The organism is Paenibacillus sp. P32E (assembly GCF_001909085.1).
Lineage (GTDB): Bacteria > Bacillota > Bacilli > Paenibacillales > Paenibacillaceae > Paenibacillus_AQ > Paenibacillus_AQ helianthi.
In genome coordinates this window covers 219,084-242,516 of record NZ_LVYY01000013.1, presented here as the reverse complement: position 1 = coordinate 242,516, position 23,433 = coordinate 219,084, and the positions used below count along the sequence as shown (strand labels likewise).

Genomic DNA, 23,433 nt, shown 5'->3' with positions numbered 1-23,433 from the left:
GAAAGGAGAACGAGCTTATGAAAGTGCAGGAAGTTATTGACCGGATTTTGCTTGATTGCTGCGGCGGCCGCAAGCTGGAGCAGACGTGTGATGTGCTCGCGAGCGGCCATGAGGACATGGAAGTAACAGGAATCGTTACTACGTTTATGGCGACCGTTGATGTCATCCGGGAAGCTATTGCCATCAACGCGAATTTGATTATCACCCATGAGCCCACCTATTATACCGGAATGGACACCTTGGACTGGCTTCAGTCGGACCCTGTGTATCTGGCCAAACGGAAATGGATTGAAGATAACGGGATTGTGATCTGGAGATTTCATGACCACATGCATTTAGCGGATACGGACAGGATTTATGATGGTCTTCTCAAGGAGCTGGAATGGGAGGACAAGAAACTTGACGGGAACGATTCCTGGGGGTATCAGATCGAAGAGACCACGGTTGGAGCGCTGGCAGGCTTCCTGAAACAGAGACTGGGAATGAAGGTCATTCAGATCGTAGGGAATCCGGAGGCTGCTTGCGCCCGCATAGGGATATTGGTTGGAGGCGGAAGCCTCGGGCTGGGCAGGGAACAAATGCCAATGGAGCTTATGCAGGAAAAGGATCTGGATGTGATGATTTGCGGTGATATCACGGAGTGGACGTTATGCGCTTACGTGAATGATGCCTCTATGCTCGGCATGAACAAAGCAATGATTGTGATTGGCCATGAGAGGTCCGAGGAATGGGGCATGAAGTATATGGCGGAATGGCTGAAACCACTGGTCGGCAGCCTCACGGTTACCTTTGTAGATGCGAAGGAGCCATTCATATATTTGTAATTTTTGTAACGGGGCTGTCCCAAAAGTGGGTTTTCTATTACGGGAGACCGTTCTCATCATTCTTAAAACTACAATAAGTGAGCAAGGCAGCGATTCTCCCGTTATTGGAGGATCGCTGCTTTGCGTTAAATTTCCCGCTGGAACAACGGTCCGTTCGCGGAGCGTCCTCACCAAGCACAACCGTCTATCCACTACCCAAAGAGGAAGTGTCCCAGCCATTTCTGATGGCTTATGGGACAACCCTGTTTCTGTCTCCTTCGAAATTCTTGCAAATCTTATTTCCGTGAGATTTTAAAATAAATCGTGCATCGCTCTTATATGAACTTCAATTCATAATTGTTACTATAACGGTGTAGCAAGACAATACAGACTTCAATTGGAGGGTTAAAGATGTTGAAATGGAAGCGTTCTCTTACAGTCTTGGCCATGACAGCCTTGCTGGGGACGATGACAGCATGCGGCGGGACAAAAAACAATGCGGAATCTACCGCTGAGCCTGCCGGCACTAATACTGCTGCAACGGCTGCGCCAAGCAATGAACCTGTCAAGCTGCGTATTATGTGGTGGGGATCCCAGCCGCGCCACGAGGCTACTCTGGCAGCACTGGACTTGTATACAAAGAATAACCCGAATGTTACGTTTGAACCGGAGTATTCCGGTATGGATGGATACTTGGACAAATTATCTACTCAAGCCGCAGCGAATAATGCACCGGATATCATTCAGCTTGATCCGGGCTGGATGCCGGACTGGATGTCACGCAAGCAATTAGCTGAGCTGGCTCCAGAGGTTGATGTAAGTAAGTTCGATGCAAAATTACTGGCCGGTGGCCAGCTTGACGGCAAGCAATATGCTGTTCCTCTGGGTTCGGTAGCGTTCGGTATGGTGTATGATAAAGCCGCTATGGATAAGCTGGGGATTGCGAATCCGGCTAATGGATGGACATGGGATGATTTCTTCGCTTTAGCCAAGGAATCCAAATCCAAACTGCCAAGAGGACAATATTTTACCTTGGACTATGCAGGCAACTATTTTATGTATTCGGCCTACCAATATGCCAAAGGTAAAGGTCAGGTTATCACGGATGAGGGTCACTTTAACGTAGATCAGGCTACCTTCTTGGACTGGACCCGAAAATTTGAAGAGTTGCGCAAGGATGGGCTGGTGCCTCCGGCGGACGTAAACGCATCCGACAAGGAAAATGATCCGCAAATGGACTTGATGGCAGCAGGCAAAGTATTATTCCGGTACAGCTTCTCCAATAACCTGGGGACTTGGGACAGTATTAAACCAGGCGCTTACGCGCTTGTAACCATGCCGCGTGCTGAACAAGCAGGCGGATGGCTGAAACCATCGATGTACCTGTCCGTTTCCAAAAACTCCAAGCATGCTGAAGAAGCTAAAAAATTCATCAATTGGTTCGTGAATGCCCAGGAGGCGGGGAACATTCTGCAAACATTCCGCGGCCTGCCGGCGAACAAGGAAATCTCTGCCGCCCTGGAAGCAAGTATGAGTGATCTGGATAAGGTTGGGTTAGAACTCCTCCGTGCTACTGAAAAGGATGGCCAGACCTGGTCGGCTGGAGCAGGCGGCTGGACAAACTTTATTGACAAAGACTGGGTGCTTGTCCGGGATCAGCTCAGCTTTGGAAAAGTCACGCCGGAGAAAGCCTTTGAGCAGTTGAAAGAAGCATCGCAATCTTACGAAAAATAATTCAGCAAGCAAGGCCCGGAACAACCTTGTTCCGGGCCTTGCATGATATCGGTAGGGATAGGGAGGATTATAGATGAGTAATTCTAAGTTGAATCACCCGGGAGACGGATATCTGGCCTGGCTACAGTACCGCCGGGTCACACCGGAGGCAAATGTCAATCCATATGCGGGATATGAGCATATTGTTGTGGCTGAGGGAGATGATGTCGTTATTCGTTCCGCAGTGAACGAGTTGACTCAAGGCCTGGAGGGAATCACAGGAGGAAAAGTGTCTGTCTCGGGGAAAACTCAGAAAACTCGTAGTGTCATCATAGGAACCTTCGGGACTGGGTCAGGGATAGATGAAGCATTCAGTGAAGAAGTAAGCAGTGCGATTCAACCGGAGGGCTACGCGATTCATACGGACAGTCTTACTGGTAACATTACCATCGGAGCCGCTACATCCCAGGGGATATTATATGGAGTATTTCATCTGCTGCGGATCATGGGTACAGGGGGCTCTGTCCACAATTTGAATATTCTTGAGAACCCTGTAAATCAGCTGCGTATGATCAACCAGTGGGACAATATGGACGGGAGTGTGGAGCGGGGATATGCCGGGGAATCGATATTTTATGAGAATAACCGGATTACGGATAATCTTCAGCGTATCCAGGATTATGCCCGCCTGCTGGCCTCCAGCGGAATCAATGCCATCGCGATTAATAATGTAAATGTTCACCGGGTGGAGAGCCGCCTGCTAACGGAATTCCTGCCGGATGTGGTGAAGCTGGCCGCGGTCCTTCGCGCTTATGCCATCAAGCTGTTCCTGAGTATTAATTATGCCAGCCCGATTGAGCTTGGCGGCCTGTCATCGGCAGATCCGCTGGATGCCGGCGTGCGTGAATGGTGGACCGCTGCGGCCTCGGAAGTATATGCAGCCATTCCTGATTTCGGAGGATTTCTGGTCAAAGCCGATTCGGAGAACCGTCCGGGACCGTTCACCTACGGAAGAGATCACGCCGACGGCGCCAATATGCTGGCTGAAGCGCTGAAGCCGCATGGCGGCATCGTCATCTGGCGCTGCTTCGTGTATAACTGCAAGCAGGACTGGCGCGACCGTACAACAGATCGTGCGCGGGCTGCTTATGATCATTTCCAGCCGCTGGATGGCCGCTTCATGGACAATGTCATTCTCCAGGTGAAGAATGGGCCCATTGACTTTCAGGTCAGAGAGCCTGTCTCTCCGTTGCTGGGGGCCATGCCGCATACGAATCAAGTGATCGAATTTCAGATTGCCCAGGAATATACCGGTCAGCAGCGCCATGTGTGCTATCTGGTGCCGCAGTGGAAAGAGATTCTGAACTTTGATACGCATCTTCGTGGAGAAGGAACTACGGTCAAGCGCATTGTAGATGGAAGTGTTCACGGCAATGGCTACAGTGGCTTTGCCGCCGTATCCAATATTGGAAATGACACCAACTGGACAGGCCATCTGCTGGCACAGGCAAATCTGTTCGGTTATGGCCGTCTGGCCTGGAATCCGGAGATGTCTGCCGAGAAAATGGCTGTGGAATGGATTACACTCACCTTTGGCACCAATGAGCTGCTGGTTCAGACCTTACTAGATATCCTTATGAACTCCTGGGAGATTTATGAATCGTATACAGCCCCGCTGGGCGTCGGGTTTATGGTCAATCCTGACCATCACTACGGCCCTAATGTGGATGGATATGAATATTCAATGTGGGGTACTTATCACTTTGCAGACTGTTATGGTATTGGTGTTGACCGCACCTCAGCAACCGGGACCGGGTATACCTCCCAATATGCCCGTATGAACATGGAATGCTACGAGTCGCTTGAGAGTTGTCCGGATGAGCTACTGTTGTTCTTTCACCATGTCCCTTATACTCATGTTCTGCATTCCGGCAAAACGGTGATTCAGCATATATATGATACACATTTTGAAGGTGCGGAACGGGCAGACGGGCTGGCGGCTGCATGGAAGCTTATGAAGGAACATGTAGATGAACAGGCGTATAGGCAGGTAGCAGACCGCCTGGCGGAGCAGGCGGATCATTCTAAAGAGTGGCGGGATAGAATCAATACGTACTTTCTCCGGAAAAGCGGAATTGCCGATCAATGGGGAAGAACCATCTATTAAAGATCATTGTAGTGTAGAAGCGGTGGATACCGCTTCTTCTTTTTTGTCGTTATATTTTGAAAGAATTCGAGCATTCCCCTCCTTTAGCAGGCGATGAGCGGATTATATACTTAAAGTATAAAAATTGACCACAAGAGGTGACCACAGATGAACCATTCCACAGCCACTGTAGCCCAACCTGCTGTCAAGTCGAAAAAAAGCTCGTATTTTCGAAGCAGATGGAACGCTCCGCTTGCAGGCTATATGTTTATTTCGCCCTGGCTGATCGGGTTTCTGGCGCTTACGGCGTATCCGTTATTCTTATCCCTGTACTATTCGTTCACCGACTACACTTTAATGCAGCCGATGAAGTGGATCGGGACCCGCAATTATGAGCGCATCTTTACAGCGGACCCCAAATTCATTCAATCCGCTAAGGTAACCTTCACTTATGTGCTGGCTTCCGTGCCTCTAAAGCTTATAGCGGCGCTCTTGGTTGCGATGATCCTGAGTAAGGCGGTCAAAGGAATCAGCTTCTACCGCACGGCGATTTATTTTCCTTCACTTATCGGAGGGAGTATAGGGGTATCGCTGCTCTGGCGCAACATTTTTGGTGTTGACGGAGTCTTTAACAAACTGATTGGCGTCTTTGGCTTTGAAGGGAAGGGCTGGATTACAAGCCCTGATACAGCGCTTGGTACGCTGATTCTGCTGACGGTCTGGCAATTCGGGTCCACCATGGTTATTTTTCTGGCAGGCCTGAAGCAGATTCCAAACGATCTGTACGAGGCGTCTTCTGTGGATGGGGCTAACAAGGTAACCCAATTCTTCAAAATCACCCTGCCAATGCTGTCGCCCATTCTCTATTTCAACCTGATTATGGCCGTCATCGGCGCCTTCCAAATGTTCACTTCCGCATTTGTAATTACGAACGGCGGTCCAATGAACTCCACTTATGTATATGCAATGTACTTGTACGAACGGGCGTTCAGCCGTTACGAGCTGGGTTATGCTTCGGCTCTGGCATGGATTATGCTGGTTGGAATTATTGCAGCAACGGTTCTGATCTCGTATACCTCGAAGTATTGGGTATTCTATGAAACAGACACTGGAGGGAAAAAACGTAAATGACAACCCTACAATTCAAGCCGGCTCTCCGTCATCTGTTCATGATTCTCTTCAGCCTTATTATGGTCTATCCGGTTCTTTGGTGGGTAGGTGCTTCTCTGAAAAACAGCACAGAGCTTGGCTCGGCGTCCATTTTCCCGGCTGCCCCGCAATGGAGCAATTTCACCAAAGGCTGGAATTCGGTTCCCGGACATACGTTTACGGATTTCTATCTCAATACTTTTGGACTTGAATTTGCTGTAATCATAGCAACGCTGCTATCCTGCACATTGGTTGCCTTCGGTTTTGCCAGATTGGATTTTCCGCTTAAGAACTTCTGGTTCTCCATCTTGATGCTGACTTTAATGATGCCTGGACAAGTACTGATAATCCCTCAATACGCACTGTTTTACCAATTGGGCTGGGTGAATACGTATCTCCCGTTTATCATTCCCCATCTGCTCGCTGGAGGGGCAGGCGGCAGCTTCTTCGTCTTCCTGCTGATTCAATTTATACGCGGTGTTCCAAGAGAATTAGACGAATCGGCTAAAATTGACGGGTGCTCCTGGTTCGGTATCTTTTGGCGAATCGTAATGCCGCTGGCCTTTCCGGCTATCGTTACCGTGACGATTTTCTGCTTCCTGTGGAATTGGGACGATTTCCTGGGGCATCTCTTGTACATCAATACCGTAGACAAGTATACGGTCGGGCTGGCGCTTCGGATGATTAATGACTCTCAATCCGCTCAGGAGTGGGGGCAACTGCTTGCCATGTCACTGGTATCTATTGTTCCGGCAACCATCGTCTTCATGTTCCTTCAGAAGTATTTCGTTGAAGGGATTGCGACAACAGGAATTAAAGGATAAGATGTAAAAAAACATCCGTCCGTTAACGGTAAAGCGCCGAATGCCCTTCGCAGCTTTACCGTTTGCTGTGTCTGAACAGGAGCCCGAAGGAAGGTAGAGCAGGTGACCAACCCTTTTAAAAAATATAGAATCGACCGTCTGTTTTTTCATAGCTTTGCCATCGTCCTTATTGCGGTTATCGTTATTACTGCATGGACGAGCTACAGCAATTCCTCTAAGGCGCTCGTACAGACTACCTCCCATTACCAGCAGCAGCTGCTGGATGAACTGAATAATGAAATTACGACCCGGCTGGTTATGATTGAGCAGATTTCACTGTCCAGCTCCCGCGACGGCGAGCTGATTAATTTTCTCTTGAACAGGCAGGATGAATTTGAGAGATACCGCAGCCGTGCAGGTGTAGAAAGTGCGCTCGCCAATTTGACCTATGCGATTCCGCTGATTCAAGGGATTGACCTGTATATGGATAATCCTATTCAAAGTGAACGGCAAAGCTACATCCAGTTCCGGAACCTTGCGGATCTGAACAAGCAGGTAGGGGCCGGTTGTCTGGCGAAAAGCGATTTTTGCTGGTCCAAAGAGTATAATTTCCCCAGCGCGCAAGGTGAGGTTCCGGTGCTCAGCTTTTCCAGAAAAATAATAGATGAGAATGACTATCTAGGTGTCCTTGTCGTCCACATCAAGGCCAATGAGATCCGGAAGCTGCTAACCGGCAATTCTGACGGCTCTAACCGGATCATGGCGGATAGTGAAGGACAGCAAATTATGAAAATAGGCGATACGCTGGACCCGAATAACTGGTCCCGGTGGATTGATCTGAAAAGCAATAAATCGGGTTATGTCCATATCCCGGCAACCGGTGGGTCCCGCGACACACTGCTCGTCTATTCCAGAATGGATAATTCCATCTGGACCCTAATCGAATTTACGTCCTGGAAACAGATCACGGCAAGCAGCCTGAAGCTGGCAGAGTGGATTGGTCTGATCGGTATCGCTGCAGTGCTGCTGGTATTGCTCCTGACCCATTTTTTAAGCAAGCAGTTTACAAAGCCGATCAAGAATCTGGTCACCGCGATGCGTATGTATTCCGTAGGAGGCGATAATGTCGAACTTCCGGTGGATTATGAGAATGAATTCGGTTATTTATTCTCCGGCTACCGCAAGCAGAACGAACGGATTGAAGAACTGTATCTCTCACTTGAACGTCGTTACGAACAGCAGCGGAAAGCCGAAATTGAGGCGCTTCAGGCCAATATCAATCCCCATTTTCTGTATAATATGTTGGATCAACTCAACTGGATGGCCATTGAGGCCGGACAAAATGAACTTAGCCGCATACTGGAGCTGATGGGCCGTATGTTTCGGATCGGTTTGTCCAACGGCAACAGCTTTATCAAGATAGCAGATGAACTGCACCATATAGAGTGTTACCTCGAAATTCAGCAGCTGCGCTGGGGGGATGGATTGGATTACCGGATTATGGCGGTGCCCGAGCTGCAGGAATTATACATCCCGAAGCTAACGCTGCAGCCGTTCGTGGAGAATTCCATCGTTCATGGATTCAACAAGCAACGCAGCGGCTATGTATCTATCGAAATGGAGAGAACCGGAGATGCTCTGCACATTGTCATTGAGGATAACGGAGCCGGACTGAAGCAGACCGATCACAGCCCTCATAAACGTCATACAGGCGGCTACGGTATACGCAATGTGAGAGAGAGGGTCGCCGGGTATTTCGGAGAAAGTTATGGTATAACGCTTAGTGAACGTGAAGAAGGGGGAACAAGGGTGGAAATGTTGCTGCCGCTGCTGATAGAACCTCCTAGCAAGAACGATTAATTCTGAAAATTCCGTTTAGAGCAAATATCGTCATGCTTCGGTACTTACCGAGTTTAAGGAGGTAGCGGGAATGTGGAAAATTGCAATCATTGATGATGAGCGCCAAGTCCTGAGGGGGATGAGACGGGCGATTCCCTGGGATGACCTGGGAGCTGAATGGGCTGGGGAGGCTTTGAACGGGGAGGATGGGCTGGAAATGATCCGCAATGCCTGTCCGGATATTGTGATCACTGATCTTTATATGCCCGTAATGAGCGGCCTGGATATGATGGAGCAGCTAAGGCAGGAAGGTTTTCAGGGGAAAATCATTATCTTTAGCGGTTATTCAGACTTTGAGCATGCCAGACAGGCGCTACGGTTTCAGGTGAGCGACTACGTCTCTAAGCCGATCAGTCTGCCAACGCTTAAGTCGATCTTAACCAAAGTCATCCAGGAGCTTGAAGCGGAGGAGGAGAAGCGGGCCAGGCAGTGGGAGCTTGAGTGTAAAATGACGCTGTATGAGCCTTTTGTTGAAAAGGAGTGGGTTCGTTCAGCAGCTGTCGGAACCCTGGACCATGCCTACAAAGACAGCACGCGTCTTCCGCCGTCATACCTGTATTGGCAGGAACGCAAGCATGTCACGGTCGGTATCGACTTGATCCGTGATGAACGGGCCAGATGTTTATCCGTCTCCGACTGGAACCTGTTCCGGTTTGCAGTAAGCAATATTGCCTGTGAAGTAGCACGTAAGCTGTTCCCGGAGCTGGAATACACAGAACTGCATAGTACCCGGTCATTATTGATTATTCATCCGGGTCCAGAGCATCCGAAAGAGTTAGAGAATAAACTGGAGGAACTGGGGATCAGGCTGAATGACAGTATCGGCGGTTATCTTAAGCTGGTGACACGGATAGGGATCGGGGGAGTGAAGGATACCTGGACGAAGCTCTCCGACTCGACGGAGGAAGCCTTCCGCGCGATGGATCAAAGAGTATTACGGGTCGCTTCCGCACATGAAGTGTATAGATACCGGGAGAACAGCAGTGAACCGGGAAGTGTCGCCCTCTTTCCGGTCAAGTTCTCCTATAAACTGGCAACAGCAATGAAGACATCGCAGGAAGCGGAGGCCCATCAGCTTGTACTGGAATATATAACGGAAATGAAAAAACAAGAGGGGATGTCACAGGGATACGTACAGATGCTTGGAAGTGAGCTGTGGGGAATTATAACTTACTCGTTATATGAATCCGGGTTTGTACTGGATGACCTATTCACCAATGACCAGATTGCCAAGGAGATCAGCAGCCTGATCGTACCGGATCAGCTGGCTAACTGGCTGATGGACAAAATCACCAGGATCTGCAGCAGCAGGCAATGGAAAGGGAGCAGCAAGCATAGACAGGTTGTCGACTTTATGACCAGTTACATTCATGAACACTATGCGGAAGAACTGACACTCGCCGAGCTTTCGGATAAGGTATTCATTTCGCGGAACCATTTATCCATTATTTTCAAAAATATTACCGGTGAGACCTTCAATAACTATTTGACCCGGGTTCGCATCGAGAAAGCACGGGAGTTGCTTATAGAGCGAAAAATGCTGGTCTATGAAGTGGCGGAACGGGTCGGCTATAAGAACATTCCATACTTTAGCACACTGTTCAAGAAAATAACCGGCATGAACCCTACAGAGCTTATTAAAAGCTAATGCCTGGAAGCACAGCCTTCCCATTATGGGCATCCTCATTTTCTGTAACGCAAGTCTTCTGCTCTAAGAAGGCTTGCGTTTTTTGTATAAGAAAACCTTCAGTTCGGCTGGAGGTTACGGAAGCCTATAAGCCACAATTGCCCTGCGTGCTCTATAGTATTGACAACCTTTTAATACAGATGTAATATGCATTCGGTCTAACACACAAACGGAGGTCTCACTAATGCCACGGATATTTTTGGTTGAGGACGATAAGGCAATCGCCAAAAACCTTGTACTGCTGCTTCGCTCGGAGGGATTTACAGTTACTCACGCCCCTACGCGGAGTGAAGCCCTTGCCGCGCTTTCCGGGAATAAATTTGATTTGGCGTTGATTGATATTTCTTTGCCTGACGGAAATGGCTTTACGGTTTGTACGGAAATCAAAGAAACAGGGGATATTCCCGTTATCTTTCTGACGGCTTCCGGTGATGAAGCGAGTGTGGTTACCGGTCTGAACATGGGAGCGGACGACTATATCACCAAGCCCTTTCGTCCGCGTGAATTGATTGCGCGAATTGGAACCGCCTTGCGAAAAAGCGGGCGTTCCGGGTCGGATTTTGAAATTCGCGGGCTTCACGTCGACATGGCAAGCGGCATTGTGAAAAAAAACGGCAACGAGGTTTTTCTGTCAGCATTAGAATACCGCTTGTTGCTGGTGTTTATTAGCAACCCTAAAAGTATTATCACGAGGGGCAGGCTGCTTGACGAATTGTGGGACGCGGCGGGCGAGTTTGTTAATGACAATACCTTGACCGTGTACATCAAACGCTTGCGGGAGAAGATAGAGGACGACCCGGCCAGCCCGCAAATCATTCTGACCGTTCGCGGGACGGGGTATAGATTGGGTGGCGAATATGCTTCGAAATAAAGAGTTCGGGCAGTTTGTCATTTGGTTCTCCTTGCTGGCTGCCGCCGCTGTAATAGTGGGATTTACAATCAATACAGCGGCGGGAATCCTGTCCATTGCTTCTGCCGCTGCCTTTGGTACAGTGTTTTTCGTGTTTACCCAAGCCCGATACATAAGCATTGCAAGAATTTCAAATCAAATCGACCGTGTCCTTCATAATGCTGACCACCTGTATATTGGTGAATCGGATGAGGGTGAACTGTCTATTCTGCACAGCGAAATAACAAAAATGACGTTGCGAATCCGGGAGCAGAACGACGCGCTGACAAAAGAAAAAGAACATCTTGCCGATTCGCTGGCCGACATCGCCCACCAACTCCGAACGCCGCTCACATCCGTGAACCTCATTCTGTCGTTGTTAGCGAATACCCCTGATGATAACGAGCGGAAAGCATTTGTACGGGAAACAGAGGAATTGCTTGTGCGGATGGATTGGCTGATTACTTCCCTATTGAAATTATCCCGCTTGGACGCGGGCATTGTGGTGTTCCAAAGCGAGCCGATAGATATAAATAACTTGATCTGCACCGCGCTTCGCCCGCTCCTAATCCCAATGGAACTGCACGGTATGGATGTACAAATAGATGCACCGCAAGGGATGACAATTCAGGGCGATTCAGGTTGGATTGCGGAAGCGATTCAAAATATCCTCAAAAATTGTATGGAAAGCGCAGGAGAGAACGGGAAGATTGAGATTGTCTGCACGGACACCCCATTGTATACCGAGATTGGCATTCACGACAGCGGTGCGGGCTTTGAAAAAGAAGATTTACCTTGCCTGTTTGACAGGTTTTATCGTGGAAAAAGCTCAAACGCTACAGGATACGGGATTGGACTTTCTCTCTGCAAGATGATCATAACACGGCAGGGAGGGACGATTACCGCAAAAAACCACCCGCAGGGCGGCGCGATATTTGCCATTCGTTTCCCAAAGTGACGAATCTCTCACCTGAAAGTCACAGAGATGTAAGTTGAAGGTTCTATTATATGAGTAAAGCATGAGAAGGGAGACTCACATAATGGAGTTTTTAAAAATTGAGAATTTATGCAAAACCTACGGCAAGAGCGAAAATCAGGTTACCGCACTTGACCATGTTTCGCTTACCATCGAAAAGGGGGAGTTTACCGCAATCATCGGCTCCTCCGGTTCCGGCAAATCGACATTGCTTCATATCATCGGGGGCGTGGACGTGCCGACAAGCGGAAAAGTGTATCTGAACGGACAAGATGTATATGCCCAAAACAATGAAAAACTCGCCATTTTCCGCAGACGGCAGGTCGGGCTGATCTACCAGTTTCACAACCTTATTCCCACTCTGAATGTGGTGGAAAACATCACCTTGCCGATCCTGATGGACAAGCGGAAGGTTAACGGGGAACGGCTGAATGACTTGCTCGAACTGCTTGGGCTAAAAGACCGGGAAACGCATTTACCCAATCAGCTATCGGGCGGTCAGCAACAGCGCGTTTCCATAGGACGTGCTTTGATGAACGCCCCGGCGGTCATGCTTGCCGACGAACCCACAGGCAGTTTGGACAGCCGGAATGGACATGAAATCGTCAAACTGCTGAAGGAAAGCAATAAAAAATATGGGCAGACCCTGCTCCTCGTCACCCATGACGAAAATATCGCCCTGCAAGCAGACCGTATAATCGGCATTTCGGATGGTAAAGTAGTGCGAGACGAGAGGGTACGACCATGAATATTTTCAACAAAGTGACCCTGCAAAGCATGAAAAAAAGCCGTACCCGGACGATTGTCACGATCATCGGAGTTATTCTGTCCGCCGCCATGATCACGGGCGTAGCCACCTTCGGCGTTTCCCTGCTGAACTATATGGCAGACGGCGCGGCCCAGAAGTACGGCGGCTGGCACGTCGAATTTGAGGATGTAGATTCTTCTTTCGTAGCGAAACAGGCAAGTAACGACAAAGTTGCAGACACCGCAACCTTTGAAAATATCGGCTACGCAACACTTGACGGCGGGAAAAACCCCAACAGGCCGTATCTTTTTATCGCCGGATACAACGAGGAAGCCTTTGATACCTTGCCCATCACGCTGCTTTCCGGCAGGCTGCCGAAAAACAGCGGGGAGATTCTTATTTCGGGGAGCGTCATGACAAAGGGCGGCGTTCAATATGCGGTGGGCGATACGCTTTCCCTTGCTGTGGGAAGCCGCATGAATGGAAAGGAAAAGCTCGGCCAGAGCGATCCGTACACATCCGGGGGTGAAACTCTTGTGCCGCAGGGCGAGAGGACTTACACGGTGGTCGGCATCAGCCAAACGCCCCGCTTTGAGGAAGATTCCGCGCCGGGATACACCGTAATCACAACCACAGATGCTGCAGACACGGCGGACGATCTCAGCTTATTTGTCACGCTGAAAAACCCGCGTGAAGTTCATGCTTACGCAAAAAGTACAGCTGGAAGCCATGCTTACATCTTGAATAATACTGTGCTGCGCTTCATGGGTCTTTCGGACGATTCGGGCGATAAGGTGTTGAACGCGCTTCTGTACTCAGCCGGGGGTATTGTAGTCCTCATCATCATGCTTGGTTCGATTTTTCTGATTTACAATTCCTTCAACATCTCCTTGAACGAGCGCACACACCAGTTCGGGATTCTCTCGTCGGTGGGAGCCACCGCAAAGCAACTGCGTCATTCGGTGCTGTTTGAAGGGTTTTGTATCGGCGCCATTGGCATCCCGATTGGTGTTCTCGTCGGCATAGCCAGCATCAGACTTGTGATTGGCGTCGTCGCCAAGAACTTCGCAAACGTTCTCTACAACAGTGTTCCTTTGACCTTGACGTTGTCCGCTCCCGCAATCCTCGCGGCGGTGGCAGTCAGCACGATCACAATCCTGATTTCGGCCTATATCCCGGCCAGGAAGGCCGCAAGCACTCCCGTAATGGAGTGTATTCGCCAGACGAACGAGGTCAAAGTGGAAGCCAACGCAGTCAAAACCTCAAAACTGGCACAGCGCATCTACGGTCTGGAAGGTACGCTTGCGCTGAGAAACTTCAAAAGAAACAAAAAGCGCTACCGCAGCATTGTGCTGTCACTTGTTTTAAGCGTAGTGCTATTTATATCGACCAGTGCCTTTGTAACAAATTTGAAGCAGGCGTCGGCGGGTGCAACAGAGGTTACTACTTATGATATCGGTTTTGGCACACGTGATATGGACGACAGCGAAATGTTGCGGCTTTACGACAAACTAAAAACCGCCGATGGCGTTTACGAAAGCTCGTATCAAGTTATTATGAAGTATTTCTGCGCTGCCAAAGGCAGCGACCTTTCAGACGCTTACCGGGAATCCGCGGGGACACATTCGCCGGACGAAACGGTGAATCTGCCAATGACAATCCAGTTTTTAGATAACAGCACCTATCTGAAGATTGTCCAGGGCTTGGGCTTGCCCGCGGAGGAGTATACCGGGCAAAACGTGAAATTGATCGGCGTCGCCAAAGTGGAAGGCCGCGGCAATCAGGAGGAGGCCGACCAGATTCCCGATGTGTTCACGAGTTCTTCCCTGAATCTTACCATCGAGCCCGAAACAAATGGCGAACCAAAGCCGGAACAGGGGAAAAACGTAAGCATTACGTTTGTCAACGCCGCGCTGCCGGATACGCCTCCCATCTTAGGGAGCTTCAATCAGACGCCAAGTGTGCTTCAGGTGATTGCCCCCTATTCGCTCAAAGAAAAGTTTGAAAACCCCGACACCACTGTAGATATTCAGGGTAAAGGCTTGACCTTTCAGTCAAAGAATCCTTCGCAGTCGATGGCTAAAATGGAAGCGATGATCAAAGGTTCGGGAATTACAGCCTCGTACAGCATTTTAGATATGACGAAAATATTTGATGAGAACCGTAATATGATATTCATTGCCAACGTGTTCGCTTATACTTTTATCATTATGATCTCGTTGATTGCGGTTGCCAATGTATTCAACACGATTTCCACGAATATCAAGCTGCGCCGGCGGGAGCTTGCCATGCTCCGCTCTGTGGGGATGTCTGAACGTGGTTTCCAAAAGATGATGAATTTCGAGTGTGCCTTTTATGGTATGAGGGCGCTAATCTTCGGGCTTCCCATAGCGGTAATCTCTTCTTGGCTGATTTACAAAGGGATGGGCGGCGGGGCGGATCGATTTTGTGTTCCCGTGGCGCAGTATTGGAATCAGCGTGTTCGGCGTGTTCTTTGTAGTGTTCATTACAATGCTGTACGCCATTAGCAAGATAAAAAAAGAAAATATTATTGACGCGCTTCGGGATGACATGACTTGATCAGGGCAGGTACTGACTGATATACAATCAGCCGGGGGTTATGACTTGGCGAACCTGCCGGGTGATATCCCCACGGTCTTGGTAAAACTGCGGATAAAATTCGCATAGTCACTGAAACCGGATTGATAACAGGCTTCGGTAATGCTGAGCCCCCCGGAGAGACAGGATTTAGCGAGTGCGATACGGCGGTCTAGGACATGGCTGCTATGGCATACTACATCTGGCTCACCGGGGACAGAACGCATCTGGAGGGCCTGAAGCTCAGTGAAGAGCATTACTATGAAACCTATGTGAAATGAATGGAATGCTACGGTGCGAAAAAAGCAGAGATTTTCCGTTAACCGGAGATTCTCTGCTTTTTGGATTGAACGCGTTGTCCCGTAGCATGCGTATATTCAAAAATGACAACGCTTTCTTAAGAATGTTGGCTTATGCCGTCGTTGTTCGGGAGGTACACTACATATAGAAGGAGGGTCGCATATGCAACTGGAGACGCAGCTTACTAGCCCGCAGACCGACAGCGGCAGATTATGGAAGCGATTCAAAAGACAAAAGATGCTTCATTTATTTGTCGGACTCGGTATGCTGTTCTTGGTGGTTTTTTCGTACACACCAATGTTCGGGATCTTGATGGCGTTTAAAGACTACAGTATTTCAAGCGGCATTAAGGGGATTTTTACAAGTGATTGGGTGGGACTGAAGTATTTCGATGAATTTATACACGACTATCAGTTCGGCAAGATTGTCCGTAATACACTGGTACTGAGCTTTCTGAAGGTCATCTTCGCTTTTCCGGCTCCGATTCTACTCGCCATTATGCTTAATGAAGTGAAGAACATGGCCTTCAAGCGGTTCGTTCAGACGGTCAGCTATCTACCGCATTTTATCTCATGGGTCGTGGTGGTCGGTGTTTCCTATGCCTTTCTGTCCGCAGACGTAGGTATAGTCAACAAAGCTTTGATGAGCCTCGGCTTCATCCACGAGCCGCTCAATATTTTGACAAGCCCGAACTATTTCTGGGGACTTGCAGTTGGAAGCGCTGTCTGGAAGGAAATGGGTTGGTGGACGATCATTTTCCTGGCAGCCATTACCGGAATCAATCCGGCACTGTACGAAGCGGCCGAGATCGACGGGGCAGGAAGACTTGCCCGCATCCGTCATATCACGCTGCCGGGGATGAAGGGAACCATCGTGGTGGTGCTGGTGCTCACGATCGGCAGTATTCTTGGAGGAGGACTGGTGGGCTCCAATTTCGAGCAGGCGTACCTGTTCGGCAACAGCATCAATAATCCGACTTCGGAGATTGTGCAGACCTATGCGTTCAAGGTGGGGCTGAAGGACGGCCGGTTCTCTTACGCAGCGGCTATTGATTTAATACAGTCGGTTATCTCGGTTGTATTAATATTTTCCAGTAACTCTATCGCAAAACGGATGTCAGGCTCAAGTTTATTCTAGGGAAAGGAGGAAGAGTCGTGCTCAAGAGTCAAAGACAAAAGGATCTGCTTTTTGAAGGCTTTATTTATAGCGTCCTTTTCATTATCACGCTCGTCATGCTGTACCCGTTCTATTATGTTCTGATCGCCTCATTCAACAAAGGATCGGATTCTCTTCTGGGGGGCGTCTATCTCTGGCCGCGAAGCTTTACTCTGGAAAATTATAAAATGTTTTTGGACGACCCTAAGTGGTACCGTGCCTTCATGGTCACGGTTGTCCGAACGGTTTCGGGTACAGCATTAGGGCTGCTGCTGACAAGTCTGGTAGCTTACGGACTTTCGCACCGCGATCTGATGTTCAGCAAATTTTATTTTGCAATCATCATTTTTGCGATGTATTTCTCCGGCGGCCTGATCCCTTACTACGTAGTGCTGCGCTCGATCGGTCTGCTTAATTCGTTTGGTGTCTATATCATACCGTCGATGCTTAGCACGTTCTTCCTGCTCATTGCCATCTCGTTCTTCCGGGAAATTCCCGGTGAGCTGAAGGAATCCGCACACATTGACGGCGCGGGCGAATTCGTTATTTTCTTCCGGATTATCCTGCCGGTCTCGATGCCGCTTCTTGCCACAATGGCACTGTTCATGGGTGTAGGCCAATGGAATTCCTGGCTGGACTCTGCCTATTTCGTTCAGTCGGAGAACCTGCGGACGCTTGCCTTCCGCATGATGGAGGTCATTAACAAGAGCAATGCTCCTATGGATGCGATTGCCGCTGCTAACAGTGCTTCGGCAGGCGTTACCAGCTTCTCATTGCAGGTAACGGCGATGGTAGTCTCCATAGTTCCGATCATCTGTGTGTATCCATTCCTGCAGAGGTATTTCGTGCATGGCATTATGCTTGGTTCTGTAAAGGGCTAAGAAAGCAGTTTCAATATTAAAGCGCTTGCTTTAATATATTAAATTACAATGGGGGAGTTTTGTTTGAAAAAAATCAGAAGCTACAAGATGCTTGCAGTAGTATTGGCGGCCATCATGATGATCTCGCTCTTGTCCGCTTGCGGCAACGGCGGCGGGAATGAAAGCCAGGGCAGCAAAACGAACAATGCAGCTCAGGGGGACAAAGCCGGCACGAGCAATTCGGGCAGTGGCGAAGTGAAGGAATTATCGCTGTTCATCGACGCTCCCTGGTATCCGGTGAAAGAATGGAAAGGACCCGTTGCAGATAAAATCACGGAGAAAACAGGTGTGAAGCTGAAGGTTACCGTCGCTACGGATGACAAGCAGCTTCCGCTGATGATCGCTTCCGGCGACCTCCCGGACCTTGTTTTCACCTATTCGAACATAGACCGGCTGTCGGATTCGAAGCTGTCCTATCCATGGAATGAGCTGATCGAGAAATATGCGCCGGATTTCAAGATCGACAAGACGAGAATTGCGATCCATACTATGGACGACGGCAACTTCTACACGATTCGAAATTCCTTCGCCACTCAGGAAGAAATGGCGAAGAACAAATTTTCGATCGGCAGCGACGGCCATCCGGGGATTGCTGTGCGGGAAGATATCCTGAAAGAGCTGGGCAATCCGCCGATCAACTCGCTGGATGATTTTGTGAAAGTGCTGGGTATGGTCAAGAAGAAATACCCGGATATGGTGCCGCTCATCATGGACAAAGACTGGCTGGAGCAATATTTCCTCCAGCAGTTCGGCACAGGCGTCCTCCTGGATGGCTGGTATGAAGAGAATGGAAAAGTCGACTATTCCATTAGACAGCCCAAAATGCTGGAGTTCTTCAAGTTTATGAACAGTCTGTACCGCAACGGATACATTCTGGCAGAAAATTTCGCGCTGGCGAACGATCAGATTGATGACCAGTATGCGACCAACGGAAAAGCGTTTGCCCACAGCCATACGGTTGCCACAGCGGATACGGATAACATAAAGATCAAAAGCAGCGGAAGCGGCTCATTCACGTTCAAAATGCTGCCTAGTGCCTTGTCGAAAGATGCAAAGGTTGTAAGTTCAGGGCTTGGGTTTGCGGGAACGTTCATCACCAAGAAAAATAAAGATCCGGAAGCCTCGATCAAATTTCTTCAATATCTGGCAAGCGATGAGGGCAAGAAGTTGACAATGTTCGGCGTCGAAGGGGAGCATTGGACCTGGAACAATGAAGGGCATCCGGATCTGAAATACAACCCTTCTGATGCGGATTTCGTTAACAGCAACGGCATCAAGTGGTGGTACCTGTACAACGACGGGGTTACGGAAGGCATGCTGTCCTATGTTCCCGGTTTACAGAAGACAAAGGCCTTGATGGAAACCAAAGCCATCACTGTTTATAAGCCGCAAATCGGCTTAATCCAGGCACAGCCCGATTCTGAGGAGAAGACGATTAAGACCAAGATTGACGAGATGGTCAAAAACGAGAAGGTGAAAATTTACCTTGCGAACTCTGAAGAGGAAGCAGTGGCGAATTACAACAGTATGGTTAAGAACGCAGAGGATATGGGGCTGCAGAAGCTGGTAGATTGGGCCAACACAGTCTATCAGAAAAAGAAGGATTTGTTCAAGTAAGCAAACCAAGGACAACCGGTAGAGGTGCCATGCCTCTACCGGATTTTGCTTGTTCATGGTACGTTTAGAAGTAATCAATCCGGGATTCAGGAGGATTCGTCACCTTGAGCATCGTTCGTAAGATCACTTTGGGATATGTCATCCTGATTTTTATTCCAGTTGTCATATTCGGTTACTACTATTATTCACAAATCTACGGCAACCTGACCAATCAATTCGTCCAAAGCCGTCAGAAAATACTGGAGCAGGCACATGCCAATATGAAGATGGATCTGACCCGAATCGACTCTATCCAGCGTATGCTGCAATATAACCCGTATGTCACGGATTATCTGGACGGAGTGTATGAATCCGATTCGTACAGCATTTACACCTATAACCGTTATATCAGTCCGGTTATCACTCAATCGCTGTTTATTAATCCGGAAATTGAAAGCTTTCGGATCTATAAAACCAAACAGCGGGTGCTTCCGATTACTGACCGGTTTCTGGATATCTCAGCTTTGGATTCGCGGGGCAAGGAGGTCGCGCGTACGCTGAAGCCCGGTCAAGGAATATGGAAGATGGCCGATCCGGGGGAGGCTGTGCCTTCGCTTATGTTCTACCAGAACATTTACAATTCTAACTTTACCGAGAAAATTGGACTTCTTGAGCTGCGCATCGGCAGCGGTTTAATCCGGAAATTGTACGAGGCTGCTGGGGGGAGAGACAATTGGCAAGCCTTCCTGCTTCCCGAGCAGGGGGTGCCTGCGTCTGCGGAAGGCGCCGCCGCAGGCATTGATAAGGCAACCTGGAAGCTGCTTGGTTCAAATGATACCCGGCCCTATTTCATCAACAATAAAACCATTGTGAATCAGTTGTATATTGAGGAACTGGACGTCCGGGTCGTCGTGACCGGTAAGGTTGACGATGTGTTTCGCACAATTAAGCGCAAGGAGATCATCCTGGTCTTTACCATCATTGCGCTTCTGGCGGCTTTGTCATTTGTTTATTATGCGCTCGCATCGACGATTACTAAACGCATTCTGCTCCTTGCAAGGCACATGCGCAATCTGGACGATGACAATATGAAGCAGTTTATCAGCAAGCACGATAAGCCTAACCGCCAGGATGAAATCGGATTTTTGACCTCGACCTACAATTCGATGATCAAGCGCATGGATGAGTTGATCAACAACGTCCACCGGTCCGAGCTTCGGAATAAAGAAGCGGCGTATAAAGTGCTTCAGGCCCAGATCAAGCCGCACTTTCTCTATAACACTCTTGAGACGATCCGGATGCTGGCTGAGTCCAATAATGACAAGGAGGTAGCGGATATTTCGTTCTGGTTCGGCAAGCTGATGCGTTATAGCCTGTCCTCGGAAGGGGACCGGACCGTTCTGGCCAGCGAAATCGAAACGGTTATCTTCTATTTGAATATTCACAAGATGCGGCTCCAGGACAGACTGACCTACGAGGTCGACGTCTCCATGGATGCGAAACAGCTTGTCTGTCCAAGATTCATGCTCCAGCCTCTGGTCGAGAACAGCATCGTTCATGGAGCATCCGCCATCCTTCGGCCCGTCCATATTAAGCTCCAAGTCCGGGAAACCGGAGACGAAATCTTCATCTCCATTACAGACAACGGAACAGGCATTCAGGAGGACAAGCTGGCGGCAATACGCTCCCGGTTGGCAAGGGGGGGCGGCGGCAGAGACGTCGCGGAGAACATGGGAGGCGTGGGTCTGTTCAATGTCAGCGAACGAATCAAATCGTTCTACGGCGGTTCCTCGCAACTGGTCATTGACAGCGGGCCGGACCGTGGAACATGCCTGACTATCATCATCGCAACAGGAGGGACAGGTCGGATATGAGAGTATTGATTGTAGACGATGAGCCGCTGATCCTTAACGGACTGGTCAAGATTATCGGTGAAGCGGCTCCGCTCGGGGCAGAGGTATTCAAGGCGAACAACGCTTTTGAGGCACTGGATCTCATGAAAGACTACATGCCGGATGTGACGGTTACGGATCTTCATATGCCGGAGAAAAATGGATTCGAGCTGATCAAGGAGGCCAGAGACAGCGGGCTGTGCGACCGTTTTATTATCCTTACAGGTTACGATGAATTCGAATATGTACGGAAAGCGCTCCGCACAGGAGTCGTGGATTATCTGTTGAAGCCGATTGACAAGAATGAGATTGCCGCTCTGCTGGCGCATGTTGAACAGGAGCTTCCCTCCGAAGCCGATCCGGAGTGCTCAGGGCATGCCAAACGCATTCTGGCTTATACCAAAACCCATTATATGAACGATCTGTCCCTGGACCATCTTGCCGAATTGATGAAACTTCATCCGAACTACATCAGCAGCCTGTTCAAGAAAGTAACGGGCGACACGTTTGTCAGTTATTTGAACGCATTCCGCATCAAGGAAGCACAGAAGCTGCTCAGGTCGCAGCGCCAGCTATCCGTGAACGCCATCGGAAAGAAGGTCGGTTTCGAAAATAAGCATTATTTTGCCAAGGTGTTCAAAAAGTATACTGGCATTACGCCGGGCTCTTACCGAGATGAGGATGAAGTGGAGGGGAATGCCGATGATGACGGCGCACCCGGCGGGCCGGACTTGCCGGAGATGCGTGAATGAAGCGTAGTCCCCATTCTTGTCAATACGGGAGAAGTGAAGTAAAAATGTGAGCGTTGTCAATACATATGGGCTCCCTCATAATGAAAGCGTAACCAAAAATACGAATACATTTGAATTGGGGTCAATCCCTCCTATTTGTCCCGTCTGTTCGCTTGCTGCTTCCGAAGAGAATACAAAAAAGAAATCGCTCCTTTGGGGATGGAAAGCGGTGCTTCCATTATATCCAAAGGGCGATTTCTTTTTAGGTATTTAAGAATAGATACGGAAGGTTCCGCTTAGGGCCAGCAAGCTGAAGAAGTATAAGCAGTTGTCGTAATACCGGCGGTCACCGGTGCGCAGTGGCGTATTCCAGAGCAGCTTGACGTAATGTCCGGCATCCGGTCCATCGGCAGCGAGCGAGGCCATGGCCAGCGTTGCCAGAAGGCCGATCGGATGCAGGGATAGCTCCTCAAACGGCTGGCCGTCAATGGTGTAGCGCCGGTAATCGGTTACTTCAATGTCCCGGAAAAAGGCCTGAATCCGGTTGGACTGCCCCACCTGCCAAGGGTCGCTGCGGAACCATTCATAATCAAGCCCGATGTTGGCCGCCACCCGGTATGCATCACTGAAGAAGTGGCGGAAGTCTCCATGCGGCTGGGGTTCAGCCGGAGTTCCGTCATAGTTCGCATATTCGGGGGAGAGGCCGGTTTCCGGATGGCAAGCCTTGTGCAGATAGGCTCTGCTTTGGGCTGCGGCTTCTTTCCAAAAAGCTCTATCCTGTTCATCCGCCTGCAGGGCAAATAATTCATAGAAATGCGGCAGATGGTAGGAGGGATCGCTGAAAGGGGTTTCAGGAACGAATTTGATCAGCTTGGTCGCCGGGTCCCACATTGGATCGCCTTCTCCGTCTTCCCCTTTATGAACACAAGCGCGGAGAATAATTCTAGCCTGCTCGGAATAATTGAACGGTTCGGCCCCGTCACCCCAGCGCTTGGAGGCAAAGAACAGCGCCATGGCAAAAAACTCTTCTCCGTCCGGCGCCGGACCGGGTGACAGCCGAGTTCCGTCCAGTTTACAGTGCCAGGCAAAATAATCCTTGTAACGGCCCTCTGTATGCTGCATATAGACCTTGGCGAACTTCCACAGCCGGTCGAACTCTTCCTTCTTGTTCATCTGAACAGCCATCATCATCCCGTAGGACATGCCCTCTGTCCGCACATCTGTATTGCCGGTGTCCACGATATATCCCTTATCGTCACCCATAGGATGGTAGATTCGGACATCGGGCGCGCCGTAGAACAATTCGTTCCAGGTGTCGTCAAGTCTTTGATGGATGGCCTCTTCCGACAATCCGTTCTCTTTGAACAGGTTTCTGTATTCTCCCGTATAAAAGGAGCCTTCTTTGAAGCTATTCATAATAATCCTCCA

The 23,433-nt window shown here is 49.4% G+C and carries 18 protein-coding genes; 16 read left to right on the top strand and 2 right to left on the bottom strand.

All coding sequences use genetic code 11. The features are described 5' to 3' along the window. The first annotated feature begins 17 nt into the window (after positions 1-17). The 11 genes from A3848_RS14120 to A3848_RS14070 all read left to right on the top strand — a co-directional run bounded on the left by A3848_RS14120 (position 18) and on the right by A3848_RS14070 (position 15,341). The gene (locus A3848_RS14120) at positions 18-824 is read left to right on the top strand and encodes a Nif3-like dinuclear metal center hexameric protein (RefSeq protein WP_074085576.1); all 807 of its coding nucleotides are present in this window, start codon (positions 18-20) and stop codon (positions 822-824) included. Between the two features lie 390 nt (positions 825-1,214). After that, on the top strand, positions 1,215-2,537 hold the full coding sequence (locus tag A3848_RS14115) for an ABC transporter substrate-binding protein (protein ID WP_074085575.1): 1,323 nt from the start codon (positions 1,215-1,217) through the stop codon (positions 2,535-2,537). Between the two features lie 73 nt (positions 2,538-2,610). Continuing rightward, positions 2,611-4,683, top strand: a complete 2,073-nt coding sequence (locus A3848_RS14110; protein ID WP_074085574.1) for an alpha-glucuronidase family glycosyl hydrolase — start codon at positions 2,611-2,613, stop codon at positions 4,681-4,683. 147 nt (positions 4,684-4,830) lie between these two features. Beyond that, positions 4,831-5,793: a carbohydrate ABC transporter permease gene (locus A3848_RS14105; RefSeq protein WP_074085573.1), complete on the top strand. Its 963-nt coding sequence runs from the start codon at positions 4,831-4,833 to the stop codon at positions 5,791-5,793. Further along, positions 5,790-6,635, top strand: a complete 846-nt coding sequence (locus tag A3848_RS14100) for a carbohydrate ABC transporter permease (RefSeq protein ID WP_074085572.1) — start codon at positions 5,790-5,792, stop codon at positions 6,633-6,635. Before A3848_RS14105 ends, A3848_RS14100 begins: the two co-directional genes overlap by 4 nt. Positions 6,636-6,737: 102 nt before the next feature. Further along, positions 6,738-8,474, top strand: coding sequence for a cache domain-containing sensor histidine kinase (locus A3848_RS14095; RefSeq protein WP_074085571.1), 1,737 nt, complete (start codon positions 6,738-6,740; stop codon positions 8,472-8,474). Between the two features lie 70 nt (positions 8,475-8,544). Continuing rightward, complete coding sequence (locus tag A3848_RS14090; protein ID WP_074085570.1) at positions 8,545-10,161, top strand: response regulator transcription factor; 1,617 nt, start codon at positions 8,545-8,547, stop codon at positions 10,159-10,161. 223 nt (positions 10,162-10,384) lie between these two features. Continuing rightward, complete coding sequence (locus tag A3848_RS14085) at positions 10,385-11,071, top strand: response regulator transcription factor (RefSeq protein ID WP_074085569.1); 687 nt, start codon at positions 10,385-10,387, stop codon at positions 11,069-11,071. After that, a complete protein-coding gene (locus tag A3848_RS14080) occupies positions 11,058-12,047 on the top strand; it encodes a sensor histidine kinase (protein ID WP_074085568.1) in 990 nt (329 codons plus the stop codon). Before A3848_RS14085 ends, A3848_RS14080 begins: the two co-directional genes overlap by 14 nt. Before the next feature lie 82 nt (positions 12,048-12,129). Beyond that, entirely contained in the window at positions 12,130-12,813 is a 684-nt protein-coding gene (locus A3848_RS14075) for an ABC transporter ATP-binding protein (protein ID WP_074085567.1), read from the top strand. Next, complete coding sequence (locus tag A3848_RS14070; protein WP_256702368.1) at positions 12,810-15,341, top strand: ABC transporter permease; 2,532 nt, start codon at positions 12,810-12,812, stop codon at positions 15,339-15,341. The genes A3848_RS14075 and A3848_RS14070 overlap by 4 nt, the downstream gene beginning before the upstream one ends. 90 nt (positions 15,342-15,431) lie before the next feature. Here A3848_RS14070 and A3848_RS14065 read toward each other — a convergent pair whose 3' ends face one another. After that, complete coding sequence (locus A3848_RS14065; RefSeq protein WP_244169688.1) at positions 15,432-15,638, bottom strand: helix-turn-helix domain-containing protein; 207 nt, start codon at positions 15,636-15,638, stop codon at positions 15,432-15,434. A gap of 235 nt (positions 15,639-15,873) precedes the next feature. Between A3848_RS14065 and A3848_RS14060 the strand changes: the two genes are divergently transcribed. From A3848_RS14060 to A3848_RS14040, 5 genes are all read left to right on the top strand, one after another. Next, positions 15,874-16,848, top strand: a complete 975-nt coding sequence (locus tag A3848_RS14060) for an ABC transporter permease (protein WP_074085565.1) — start codon at positions 15,874-15,876, stop codon at positions 16,846-16,848. Between the two features lie 17 nt (positions 16,849-16,865). Continuing rightward, positions 16,866-17,747, top strand: a complete 882-nt coding sequence (locus A3848_RS14055; RefSeq protein WP_074085564.1) for a carbohydrate ABC transporter permease — start codon at positions 16,866-16,868, stop codon at positions 17,745-17,747. Between the two features lie 63 nt (positions 17,748-17,810). After that, positions 17,811-19,403 (top strand): extracellular solute-binding protein, encoded by a 1,593-nt coding sequence (locus A3848_RS14050; RefSeq protein WP_074085563.1) that lies wholly within the window; start codon positions 17,811-17,813, stop codon positions 19,401-19,403. Between the two features lie 104 nt (positions 19,404-19,507). Continuing rightward, the gene (locus A3848_RS14045) at positions 19,508-21,256 is read left to right on the top strand and encodes a sensor histidine kinase (RefSeq protein ID WP_143192402.1); all 1,749 of its coding nucleotides are present in this window, start codon (positions 19,508-19,510) and stop codon (positions 21,254-21,256) included. Next, positions 21,253-22,026 carry a response regulator transcription factor gene (locus A3848_RS14040; protein WP_074085562.1) on the top strand — a complete coding sequence of 258 codons (774 nt, stop codon included), beginning with the start codon at positions 21,253-21,255 and terminating at the stop codon, positions 22,024-22,026. Before A3848_RS14045 ends, A3848_RS14040 begins: the two co-directional genes overlap by 4 nt. A 249-nt stretch (positions 22,027-22,275) precedes the next feature. Here A3848_RS14040 and A3848_RS14035 read toward each other — a convergent pair whose 3' ends face one another. Then, positions 22,276-23,421, bottom strand: coding sequence for a family 8 glycosyl hydrolase (locus A3848_RS14035; protein WP_074085561.1), 1,146 nt, complete (start codon positions 23,419-23,421; stop codon positions 22,276-22,278). Positions 23,422-23,433 lie beyond the last annotated feature (12 nt).